The organism is Brevundimonas sp. (assembly GCF_032017145.1).
GTDB lineage: Bacteria > Pseudomonadota > Alphaproteobacteria > Caulobacterales > Caulobacteraceae > Brevundimonas.
Genome location: NZ_DALZQC010000005.1, coordinates 1 through 11,771 on the forward strand (window position 1 = coordinate 1; position 11,771 = coordinate 11,771).

The 11,771-nt window shown below is 67.3% G+C and carries 9 protein-coding genes; 5 read left to right on the forward strand and 4 right to left on the reverse strand.

The window, feature by feature from the left end:
- Positions 1–143: 143 nt before the first annotated feature.
- From RTU05_RS01505 to RTU05_RS01520, 4 genes are all read right to left on the reverse strand, one after another.
- Positions 144–2,006, reverse strand: coding sequence for a copper resistance system multicopper oxidase (locus tag RTU05_RS01505; protein ID WP_112863189.1), 1,863 nt, complete (start codon positions 2,004–2,006; stop codon positions 144–146).
- A gap of 137 nt (positions 2,007–2,143) precedes the next feature.
- On the reverse strand, positions 2,144–2,614 hold the full coding sequence (locus RTU05_RS01510; protein ID WP_112863190.1) for a DUF305 domain-containing protein: 471 nt from the start codon (positions 2,612–2,614) through the stop codon (positions 2,144–2,146).
- Positions 2,615–2,669: 55 nt separating this feature from the next.
- The gene (locus tag RTU05_RS01515; protein WP_052004990.1) at positions 2,670–3,350 is read right to left on the reverse strand and encodes a DUF305 domain-containing protein; all 681 of its coding nucleotides are present in this window, start codon (positions 3,348–3,350) and stop codon (positions 2,670–2,672) included.
- A gap of 281 nt (positions 3,351–3,631) precedes the next feature.
- Positions 3,632–5,986: a heavy metal translocating P-type ATPase gene (locus RTU05_RS01520; RefSeq protein WP_312595139.1), complete on the reverse strand. Its 2,355-nt coding sequence runs from the start codon at positions 5,984–5,986 to the stop codon at positions 3,632–3,634.
- Between the two features lie 101 nt (positions 5,987–6,087).
- Between RTU05_RS01520 and RTU05_RS01525 the strand changes: the two genes are divergently transcribed.
- From RTU05_RS01525 to RTU05_RS01545, 5 genes are all read left to right on the forward strand, one after another.
- Positions 6,088–6,363 (forward strand): metal-sensitive transcriptional regulator, encoded by a 276-nt coding sequence (locus RTU05_RS01525; protein ID WP_035308104.1) that lies wholly within the window; start codon positions 6,088–6,090, stop codon positions 6,361–6,363.
- 937 nt (positions 6,364–7,300) lie between these two features.
- Complete coding sequence (locus RTU05_RS01530) at positions 7,301–8,380, forward strand: acyltransferase (protein ID WP_312571537.1); 1,080 nt, start codon at positions 7,301–7,303, stop codon at positions 8,378–8,380.
- Between the two features lie 363 nt (positions 8,381–8,743).
- Positions 8,744–9,142: a hypothetical protein gene (locus RTU05_RS01535; RefSeq protein WP_312595141.1), complete on the forward strand. Its 399-nt coding sequence runs from the start codon at positions 8,744–8,746 to the stop codon at positions 9,140–9,142.
- A 53-nt stretch (positions 9,143–9,195) separates the two neighbouring features.
- Positions 9,196–10,512: a TolC family protein gene (locus tag RTU05_RS01540; RefSeq protein ID WP_052004992.1), complete on the forward strand. Its 1,317-nt coding sequence runs from the start codon at positions 9,196–9,198 to the stop codon at positions 10,510–10,512.
- The gene (locus RTU05_RS01545) at positions 10,509–11,771 is read left to right on the forward strand and encodes an efflux RND transporter periplasmic adaptor subunit (RefSeq protein WP_035308110.1); all 1,263 of its coding nucleotides are present in this window, start codon (positions 10,509–10,511) and stop codon (positions 11,769–11,771) included. Before RTU05_RS01540 ends, RTU05_RS01545 begins: the two co-directional genes overlap by 4 nt.

Here is an 11,771-nt window from a genome sequence, read left to right on the forward strand (position 1 = left end):
GCCGCGCCGGACGCAACCGGCGGGCAGCTGGACGGCGGTCTGGACGGCGTTAGCCGCCGCGCCGTGCCCGGCGTGGCTCTGGGCGAACACCGGGCCGGCCGAGGCCGCGAGGAGCAGAGGGACGAGACCCACGGACCGACGGATCATGACGAGGCTCCTGACATCGGGCGGACGGTGACGACGTTGAACATGCCCGCGTGCATGTGCATCAGCATGTGACAGTGGAAGGCCCAGTCCCCGGGATTGTCGGCGGTCAGGTCAAAGGTGACCTTGCCGCCGGGGAGAACGTTGACCGTATGCTTCAGCGGTTGGTGGCCCGCCGGTCCGCCGGTCACCAGTTCGAAGAAGTGGCCGTGCAGATGGATGGGGTGGGCCATCATGGTGTCGTTGACCAGGGTCACCCTCACCCGCTCGTTCCGCTCAAAGCGGATCGGCTCGACCAGTTCGCTGAACTTCCTCCCGTCGAAGCCCCACATGAACCGCTCCATGTTGCCGGTCAGGTGGATCTCCATGGTCCGCGACGGGGGACGCTGGTCCTTGTTGGGCGTCAGCGAGACCAGGTCGGTGTAGACCAGCACGCGGTGGGGTACGTCGGCCAGTCCCGTCGGGCGCTCGCCCATGCGGTTGGCCGGCGCCATGGCGATGGCGTCCACGCCGACCCCCACCGCCATGTCCGGCGGGGCGTTGGCGGGATCGCGCATGTTCATGCCGGCCATGGAGCCGTGGTCCATCCCGGTCATCGCACCCGTGGACTGGGGCGCCATGGCGCCGTGATCCATCCCGGCCATGGTGCCGCCGGAGGCGCCGGTCATGGCGCTATGATCCATCCCCGCCATGGCGCCGCCCGGCTGGCCCCCCATCGAGCCGTGGTCCATGCCGCCCATGCCGCCCATGTCCCCCATGCCCATGTCCTTCATGGTCAGGTTGGGAACCTCGCGGAGCGGCGGAACCTCGGCGGTCATCCCCAGGCGCGGAGCAAGGGTCGCCCGCCCCATGCCGGAACGGTCAATGGCTTCCGACACGATGGTGTAGGCCCGGTCCTCGGTCGGCCGGACGATAACGTCATAGGTCTCGGCGACGGAGATCTGGAACTCGTCGGTCTCGACCGGACGCACGTTCTCGCCGTCGGCCTGGACCACCGTCATCGGCAGGCCGGGGATGCGGACGTTGAAGATCGACATGGCCGAGGCGTTGATGATGCGCAGTCGCACCCGTTCGCCGGGTCGGAACAGGCCGGTCCAGTTCTCCTGCGGGCCGTGTCCATTGATCAGATAGGTGTAGGTCGTCCCATTCACGTCGAGGATGTCGCGCGGGTCCATCCGCATCTGGCCCCACATGCGCCGTTCTTCCAGGCTCATGCGGTCCTCGCCGGAGAAGAGGCCCGCCAGGGTCGTGCGCTGCCGGTTGAAGTAGCCGGGGCTCTTCTTCAGCTTGTCGAGGATTTCGTGCGGATGCATGAAACTCCAGTCCGACAGGACCAGCACATGCTCGCGGTCGTAGGCGACCGGATCGGCGCCGGCCGGATCGATGACGATCGGCCCGTAGTGGCCGAGCGCCTCCTGCAGGCCGGAGTGGCTGTGATACCAGAAGGTGCCGGACTGCCTGATCGGAAACTCGTAGACGAAGGTCTCGCGCGGCTTGATGCCTGGGAAGCTGATCCCGGGCACCCCGTCCATCTGGAAGGGTAGAAGAAACCCATGCCAGTGGATCGAGGTGTCTTCGTCCAGGGTGTTCGTCACCGCCAGACGGACGTTCTGGCCTTCGCGCAGCCGCAACACCGGCGCCGGCAGCACGCCGTTGATGGTCGTGGCCGTCGCGGTGCGCCCGTTCACGGTGAAGGGCGTCTGACCGATGGTCAGATCGATATTCGGCCCAGTCAGGGTAGGCAGGTCCGACCGCAGCCCCGGCGAGCCCGTCTGCGCCCAGGCGGGCATCAGGCCCTGCAAGGCGGCGAGACCGCCGCCCGCGACGGCGCCGCGCAGCAGCAGTCGACGATCCAGCTTCATAAGATACTCCTTAAAGTCAGAACCGCGCCTCGGCGAGGCGACGATCTATATGGTTTTACGCAGGCGACCCGGTCGCCCCTCGCGACACGCTGCCGCAGAGCCGACCGGGCCGGAAACTCCCGTCGCCTAGCGCTGGATCAGCGCCGCGCCAGAAGAGCCTTCATCTGGGCGATCTCCTGTTCCTGGGAGCGGACGATTTCCTCGCACAGACCGAGCACTTCCGGATCCGTCAGCGAGGCTTGCTGGCACATCAGGATGGCGCCGGAGTGGTGCGGGATCATCGAACGCAGGAACTCCGTGTCTCCCACCGCCGCCTGGGTCCGCATACCCCAGAAGCTGACCGCAAACACCAGGGCGGCAGCCCCGCCGATCAGCAGATTCGTCCGTTTCGACGGATACATCGACCGCATGAACACCAGCATGAGGATCGCCATAGGCGAGACCATCATCAGCGTCATGTAGACGTTGTTGAGGTTGAAATAGAAGTGATTGAGGGACGCGATCATCGTGTACATCACCAGGTACATGATGATGAAATCCAAGACGAGCTCGAAGCCGAAGGAACGGTAGCTCCCCTTCATGGCGTGCATGGTCTTCATGTTTTCCATCGATTGTTCTTCCTCTACTCGCAAATCTGCAACGGGACTTCTCGCCGACGCCGGATCATCCTGCGCTGGCGGGATGAGCCTCCAGCCAGGCGCGCAGCTCCGCGATGTCCGCGGTCTGCATCTCGATCGTCTTCTGCGCCATGCGCCGGATGTCGGCGTCCTGGCTTTCGCGCAGCACCACCTGGGCCATGTCGAGGGCGCCCTGGTGATGCGCGATCATCTTGCGAGCCCAGGTCTGGTCCGTGTCGACCCCGGTCGCGGCCATCATGGCCTCCATCATTTTCGCTTCGGCCGGCGCGAACGGCGGCTCACCGCCTCCGCCCGGCGCTGCCGCACCGGCTGCGGCCCCCACGTTTGTTTCGAGCCAACGCTGGAGCTCGGCGATGTCCCCGGTCTGCATCTCGACGGTCTTCTGCGCCATCCGGCGAATGTCGGCATCCCGCGTGTCGCGCAGCACGATCTGGGACATATCGAGGGCGCCTTGGTGATGGGGGATCATCTTGCGGGCCCATGCCTCTCCGGCGCTGGCTCCCGTCGCCGACCTCATGGCCTCGTGCATCCTCGCCTCGGCGGCGGAGAAGGGCGTCTGCGCCATCGCCATGGGCTCCGGAGTCTGCGCCGACTCGTCGGCCTTGGAGGCCGCCGGCGGCTCGGCGGCCGGGCTGCACGCCGCCACGAGGAGAGCGGAACAGCCGGCGAGCAGAACGGACGAGCGTGTGAAGGTCAGGTTGAACATCGGGTGTCTCCGGCGTGGGGCGGCGCCGGCGAATCGGCCGGCGGCTAGTTGACGAAAGCGCCGCGGGGCGGCGGCGGGACGCGGACTTGAACCGGGATCTCGGCGCCGTTGCGCAACCGGACATGAACGCCAGTTAAATCCGGGTCCTCCGACACGGTTCCGCCTTGATCAAATATACCCGAACGCTGTTGGATCAGGCGAGGGATCGGCTGCCGGAGTGCGTAATGGCGCAAACGCCGGTCGTCGCCTTCTCCTGGCCCCGGTCCCCCATGCCGCCCCCGTTAAAGTCTGACCGCACGAAGCCGCAGCGCATTGCCGATGACGCTCACGGAGGACAGGGCCATCGCCAACGCCGCCAGAGCCGGCGACAGCAGGAGGCCGAAGACCGGGTACAGCAGCCCCGCCGCGACCGGGATGCCCAGGGCGTTGTACCCGAAGGCGAAGACGAGATTCTGGCGAATGTTGCTCATCACCGCCTTCGACAGCTTGCGGGCCCGGACGATGCCCTGGAGGTCGCCCCCCAGCAGGGTGACGCCGGCGCTCTCGATCGCCACGTCGGAACCTGCGCCCATGGCCACACCAACATCGGCGGCGGCCAGGGCCGGGGCATCGTTGACCCCGTCGCCAGCCATGGCGACGATCCGGCCCTCGGCGCGCAGCCGCTCGACGACCGCCGCCTTGTCCTGCGGCAGGACCTCGGCCTGGACGTCGTCTATGCCGAGCCGGCGCGCCACCGCCTCGGCCGTGGTCCGGTTATCCCCGGTCATCATCACCAGGCGCAGGCCCGCGGCCTTCAGATCGCGAATGGCCCCGGCGGTCGTCGCCTTGACCGGGTCGGCGATGCCGAGGACGCCGGCCGCGGCCCCGTCCACGGCCACGAAGATCGCGGTGGCGCCGTCCTGGCGTAGCGCCTCGGCCTCGGCCTCGAGGGCGGCGACATCGACGCCGATCTCGCCGAGGTAGCGGCCGTTGCCGAGCGCCACGCGGCGGCCGTCGACCACCCCGGTGACGCCACGCCCGACCGGGCTGTCGAACTCCGAGGCCTCCGACAGCGCGAGCTTGCGATCCGTCGCGGCGCGGACGACGGCGTCGGCCAGCGGATGTTCGCTGGCCCGCTCCAGACTGGCGGAGAGTCTCAGAAGCTCGGTCTCGTCGAACCCGGCGGCGGGCCGGATGGCCGTCACCGACGGTCGCCCCTCCGTCAGGGTACCGGTCTTGTCGAGCACCAAGGTGTCGACCTTTTCGAAACGCTCCAGCGCCTCGGCGTTCTTGATCAGCACCCCGGCGTGGGCGCCGCGCCCCACCCCGACCATGATCGAGATCGGCGTGGCCAGGCCCAGGGCGCAGGGACAGGCGATGATCAGCACCGACACCGCGGCGACGAGGGCGTAGGACAGGCGCGGCTCCGGACCGATCAGGCCCCAGACGACGGCGGCGAGAACCGCGATGGCGATCACGGCCGGCACGAACCAGCCGGACACCTTGTCGGCCAGCCGCTGGATCGGCGCGCGGCTGCGCTGGGCCTGGGCCACCATCTGGACGATCTGCGCCAGAAGGGTGTCGGCGCCCACCTTGTCGGCCCGCATCACGAACGAGCCGGTCTTGTTGAGCGATCCGGCGACGACCTTGTCGCCGACGTCCTTGGTCACCGGCATGGATTCACCCGTGACGAGGGACTCGTCGATGGTCACCCGACCGTCCAGAATCTCGCCATCGACCGCCACCTTCTCGCCGGGGCGGACGCGCAGCCGGTCTCCGACGGCGACCATGTCGAGCGTGACGTCCTCGTCGCCGCCGTCGTCACGGAGCCGCCGCGCGGTCTTGGGCGCCAAATCAAGCAGCGCCCGGATGGCGCCGGACGTCTGTTCGCGGGCGCGCAGCTCAAGAATCTGGCCCACCAGAACCAGGACGGTGATGATGGCCGCTGCCTCGAAATAGACCGGCGCGCTGCCGTCCATCCGGCGGACCGCCGCCGGGAACAGAGCCGGCGCCAGCACCGCGACCACGCTGTAGATCCAGGCCGCGCCGACGCCGATGGCGATCAGGGTGAACATGTTGAGGCTGCGGTTGCGGAGGGAAGCCCAGCCCCGCTGGAAGAACGGCCAGCCGGCCCACAGCACCACGGGCGTCGCCAGCGCGAACTGGATCCAGTTGGAGGTTTGGCCCGAAATCCGCATCGCCAGTCCGGTCAGATGGCCGCCCATCTCGAGCGCGAAGACGGGCAGGGTCAGGACCGCGGCAACCCAGAGGCGGCGGGTGAAGTCGATCAGTTCGTGATTGACCGGCGCCTCGGCGGTGACGGTCTCCGGCTCCAGCGCCATGCCGCAGATCGGGCAGGAGCCCGGGCCCTCCTGGCGCACCTCCGGATGCATCGGGCAGGTGTAGATGGCGCCCGGGATGACAGGCGCCGGTTGCCGGGTCTCGCCGAGATAGCGGTCCGGATCGGCGATGAATTTGGTCCGGCAGCCCGCCGAACAGAAGAAATAGTGCTGGCCGTCGTGGACGGCCCGATGCGCCGCGGTCGCGGGATCGACGGTCATGCCGCAGACCGGATCGACCGCCTTCGCGCCGCCGTCGGCCGATTTGGCCGAACAGCAGCTGTGACCGGCCGGATGCGAATGGGAGGGCATGGACATGGCGGGCTCCTTGAAACAGCTGGACGCCAGATATACCCTATGGGGGTATCGCGCAAGGCGCTGTCCTAGGGTAGGGTCGAACGGTCAGAACGAGGAATTGGATGCAGACGGAAACCAAACCCAAGGTGTTGAACCGCCTGAACCGGATCGAGGGCCAGGTTCGCGGCATCGCCCGGATGGTCGAGGAGGACCGCTACTGCGTGGAGGTCCTCACCCAGCTCCAGGCCGTGCGGGCCGCCCTGCTGCGCGTCGAGAGGGAGGTGCTGAAAGACCACCTCGACCATTGCGTCATGGGGGCGATGACCGGCGACGATCTCTCCGATCGCAAGGCCAAGGCCACAGAACTGATCAACCTTCTCGGACGCGCATCGCGCTAGCGCAGGATATTTCCCTAGACGGCCTGTCGGATTGGTTCGGCGAGCGTCCTAAAATATCCTCTCGGGTAGTAGGGCCGATCGGACACGCCGATCTGGCCTGTCCGGGGGCGTGTGGGCCCCGGACCGGAACTTGCCCAAGAGATGATCCCACAGGCTGATGAACAGGCCGAAAAACCCACGGAGAATCACGGGCGCATAGCGAAGACGTGGAGCCTGCATCTGCGCCTAGGCCAGGACCTTGAGGCGCCGACCGACCAGGCCCCACGGGCGACGGCTCCGGGCGCCGGGTCCTCAGACGGCTTGAGAAGCACCCCTTCAAGGCGTGGATCCAGCTTATACGCCTTGACGCCGAGCCGTTCTCTGAAGCCCGCCACGATGCGGTCCGGCTGGGCCTCAGGGCTCGACAGGGCCGTCAGGGAGGGCGGAATGACGAGGCGAGGGCCGGCCCGATCAGCGCCAGAAAGCCCGATGACGATCGCCTGACGGCTCGGGGCGCGACGGTCGTCCAGAACCACGCGGGCCGAGCCCGCGCGAGCCACGGTCAGCTGGATTGCGACATGGGCGTGGGCGACGTGGTCTTCGTGCGGGCCCGCATGGGCGGCCGATCCATCGCCCATGGAGAAAACCGCGCTCGATGAGATCCAGGCCATCGTTCACCATGGCCGCGCCGGTCTGTGGGCTGAGCCGGTGGCGCGCGTCATCGCGCCTTCCGATGAAAACCTGCAAGCCGATCGCCATGAGCCCGCGAGCGGCGCAGGATCAGATCATGGCCTTTTCTCCAGCGCGGCAGGCCTGATCCCCAGATGCGACAGAATGAGGGATGGAGGCGACCGATGCGTAGACCAATTAAGCGGTCCGTCCTGTGCCGCCTGCCTTTGGGGGGCCATCGTTCATGACGTCCGTTTCTCCGACTCACGAAGGCTACCCGGCTGATCTGATGGCCCTGACCAGCCTGCGGGCCTTCCTGGCCATGGGCGTGGTGCTGTTCCACTACCAGCTTCAGTGGGATCCGGCCCTCGGCTACAGCCCGATCATCGAGCGAAGCCGGCTGGCGGTCGACGCCTTCTTCATGCTGTCGGGCTTCATTCTGGCCCACGTCTACGGCCCCGCTTTCGCCGCAGGAACATTCAGCTACAGGCGCTTCCTCGTGGCCCGCTTGGCTCGGCTCTATCCCCTCCATCTGGCGATTTTGGGCGGTGTTCTGATCATGGTGCTCGGAGCTTCAATCTCTGGCGTTCCGTTCGATCTCTCGACCTATACGACAGAGGGCTTCTTCAAGACCCTGTTCCTGGTGCAGGCGTGGTTTCCAAGCGAAATCGGATACAATTGGAGCGGCCCGTCCTGGTCGCTCTCGGCGGAATGGTTCGCCTATCTGCTGTTCCCGGCCTACGCCCTTCTCTCGATCCGGATGAGACATCGTCCTTGGTTCCTGCTCGGCTTGGGCATCGTCAGCTATGTTGTCATCGACGCGGCCTACGTCTCAACCTTCGGCAAGGTTCTGCCTCGGGCCGAGGACGACATGGGCATCTTGCGCATAGCGCCGGCCTTTCTGATCGGCATGGCGCTCTACGGCTTGGGCCATCGCTGGCGCTGGAGCCGGCCCGTCGCCATCGCCGCCGCCCTGGCTGCTACCCTCGTGTTGCTCGGCGCTATGCAGCTGTCGTTGGACGACCGGATCATCGTCGCCCTCTCAGCCCCCGTTATCCTGACCTGGTCCCTGCTCGCACGCGCGGACTGCGAGGGGCCTCTCGCCGCCCCTGCGCTGGTTTTCGCCGGTGAAGCCTCCTTCGCCCTCTATCTCGTGCACATGCCCGTCCTCGTCGCCTTCAAGGGCGTGGTCGCCGAACTGCGCGGCATCGACAGCGCCTTCCGCATCACGCCAGTCGAACTGGCAGGGTTGTTCGTCGTCACGGCGCTGATCGCGGCGGCCCTGCATCTGCTCGTTGAGAAACCTGGGCGAACCTGGATCCGACGCCGGTTCGAAAGCCGGCGAGCCCGGCCCGCAGCGCCGGCCTGACCCCGGGCCACGAGACGTGGGTACTGCCTCGGCGTCGGTCAATCCCGACCGGTCGGCGCCGCACTGGCGCCGCAGCGACCCGCAGCCCACCAAGAAAACATTTTGAGAATGATAGTGAGTCACTCCCATGCCGCCCCTTACCACGACTGGCGGATCGATCAATGTTCGCATCGTCGCAGCCGTCAACGGAGCTCCCGACCTCCGCCATCACGTATCCACCTGAAGGACGAATCCTAGCCATATCGTGATGCGGCAACCTCGACCGTTGCCATTGGGATCGGGTCGCACTATGGCGGATGAAGGAGCCGTTCAATCTTGTCTCGCCTGTTTCGCACCATTTGCGTCAGCCTGTGCGCCGCCCTCGTGGCGACGTTGAGCCTGCATGGGGTTCAGGAAGGGCGGCACCAGATTGCCCATGCGTCGGATTGGCCGGCAGTCGCGATCGGCCACGGTGATCACGCAGAGATCGCGGACGTCGATCATGGCTCGCTGCACGTCCATATCGCCCCCGACGCGCCGGCCGAGGATCCACTGGATCAAGCCGAAGACGGCGAAGACGAGGGCGAGGCCGGGCGTCCAGCAAGCCATCACCACCATACGAGCGGCGACAGCCACACCGCCATCCCGATCCTCAACCGCGATCTGAGCCCCCTCGTCGCCATGAACGCCGTGCTGATCCAGCCGGCGGGCGATGGCGCACGTCCGGCCCACGACGGCGACGGGCCTGAATACCCTCCCAGACGGACGCGCACGATCATCTGATCCGACGCGGCCAATCGGTCGCGCGTGCACCCCCGTTTCCCGGAGAGAATCCCTTGAAGACCCCATCGTCCGGCATTGCCGGGCCGTGGGCGCGACTGACGGCCGTGTCGGCCCTCGCGCTCATTCTGGCGGCCTCGCTGCCGCCGACCCTTGCTGTCGCACAGGATGCGGCGGCCACGTCCACCGCGCCTGTACTGTCGCTGGACGAGGCGCTGCGTCGAGCCGCCCTGGTCGATCCCTCACTGGCACCGACCCAGGCCCGGCGACAGGCGTCGCGGGCAGCCGTGCGTCAGGCGGACGTTCGTCCCAACCCCACGCTTGGGGTGATGGTCGAGAACTTTCCGACCATCGGCGGAGGCGACCTGTTCCGTCGGACCGAGACCACGCTCACAGTCGAGCAACGGTTCGAGCGGGGCGGTGACAGGTCCGCCCGTGTCTCTCTCGCCGAAGCCGAAGGGCTGCTGGTCGACGCCACCGCGCGCATTCGCCAGTTGGACCGGCTCGAACAGGTGCAGCGCGCCTGGGCGGAAGCTCTGGCGGCTCAGGCCGAGTTGGAGATCGCCCGCGAGCGCCTTGACCTCGCCGAACGGTTCCAGACCGAGGTCGGTCGCCGCGTGGACATGGCGCGCGATCCTCTGTTCGCCGGGGCGCGCGCCGAGGCCGAACTGGCTCAGGCCCAGATCGACTTCGATCAGGCCGGGATTACCGTCCGGGTCGCCAACATTTCGCTGGCCCGGTTCTGGGATGGGTCATCGGACTTCACCCTTGGCGCCGAGACCTTCGCCGACACCCGGTCGGCGCTCGACGTCACGGATGGGGTCGCCCAGGCGGACCTGGACATCTTCGTCGCACAGCGCGACATCGCCGTCGCCCGGGTGGCGGTGGAGACGGCCCGCGCCCGGTCGGACGCCACGGTCAGCGCCGGCGTCCGTCACTTCGGGGACGGCAACGACCTCGGCTTTGTCGTCGGCGCGTCGATTCCCCTTGGTCGCTACGACCAGAACCTCGGGGCCATCGACCGCGCCCGAGCGGAGGGGCTGGCCGCCGAGGGTGATCTCGCCGCCGCCCGCATCGACCGTGAACGTGAGATCGCGCGCCTGCAGGTTCAGGTCATGGCCCGAGCCAGCGAAGCTCGCAGGATCGGGCAGGAAACCCTTCCCCAGGCCGAGCGCGCCGTCGTTCTGGTGCGCGACGGCTTCAACAGGGGCGGCTTCACCTACAACGACGTCATCTCCGCCCAGACCGCCCTGCTGCAGACCCGCGCCCGCCGCGTCGCGGTGCTCAAGCAATTCCATATCGATCGCGCCCGCCTCGACAGACTGACCGGCGCGCACGGCGCCCTGATCCTCGCCCTGGAGACTCAACCATGATCCGCCTGACACCTTCGCGGCGCTGGCTCGTTGCGTCCGCGATCGTCCTCGCCTTCGCCGCCGCCGCTTGCGGAGACAAGCCCGCCGAAAAGGCAGGCGAAAACGGCGAGGCTGCCGCCGCCGACTATGAGCGTGGCCCTCACCGAGGCCGGATGCTCCGCGACGGAGACTTCGCCCTTGAGATCACCATCTTCGAGGAAGGACCAGAGCCCCTGTTCCGGCTCTATCCCTATCTGAAGGACAAGCCGCTCGATCCACGTCAGGTCCAGGCGACCATGGCCCTGACCCGTCTCGGGCCGAAGGTCGATCGGTTCACCTTCATCCCGACCGAGGACTATCTCGCCAGCCCCGGTGTCGTCTCCGAGCCGCACTCCTTCGACGTGGCGGTCGCGGCGACCCAGAACGGCAAGCGATCGACCTGGGCCTACCAGTCCTATGAGGGTCGCACCGTCATCTCAGCCGACGCCGCCCGCGCCGGTGGCGTCACCACGCAGCGCGCCGGTTCCGCAGTCCTGGGCGAGTCTCTGCCGTTGAGCGGTCGGGTCGAGATCACGCCTGAGGGCCAGAGCGATGTCTTCGCCCGCTATCCGGGTCGGGTGATGGCGTTGAACGTCGAACTGGGCCAGCGCGTATCGCGAGGCCAGGTTGTGGCGCGGGTCGAGTCCAGCGAGAGCCTCCAGACCTATTCCGTCACCGCGCCGATCTCCGGCGTCATCATGGCCAAGAACGTCAACGCCGGGGCCATCACCGGCGCGGGCGGCGAGCCGATGCTGGTGATCGGCGACCCAACCCGCCTCCATGCCGAGTTCGCCCTCTATCCGCGCGATGCAGAACGTGTCCGCCGGGGCCAGCGGGTCGAGGTCACCAGTCTGGCAGGTGACCACCGTTTCAATGGCGTCATCGAAACCATCCTGCCCGGCTCTGATCCGATGAGCCAGACCCTGATCGCCCATGTCGAACTGGCCTATCAGGGCGGCGTCTGGCGGCCGGGCCTGGGAGTACAGGGCACCGTTCAGGTCGGTGAGGGTGCAGTGCCTCTCGCCGTCCAGACCAAGGCCATCCAGCCGTTCCGCGATTTCCAGGTCGTCTACGCCAAGGTCGGCAACACCTATGAGGTGCGGATGCTCGAACTGGGCCGAAGGACCGACGAGTGGACCGAGGTGCTTGGCGGGCTCGAACCCCGAACCGAATACGTCGTGGACGGCGCCTTCCTCATTCGCGCGGACATCGAAAAGTCCGGCGCGAGCCATGATCACTAG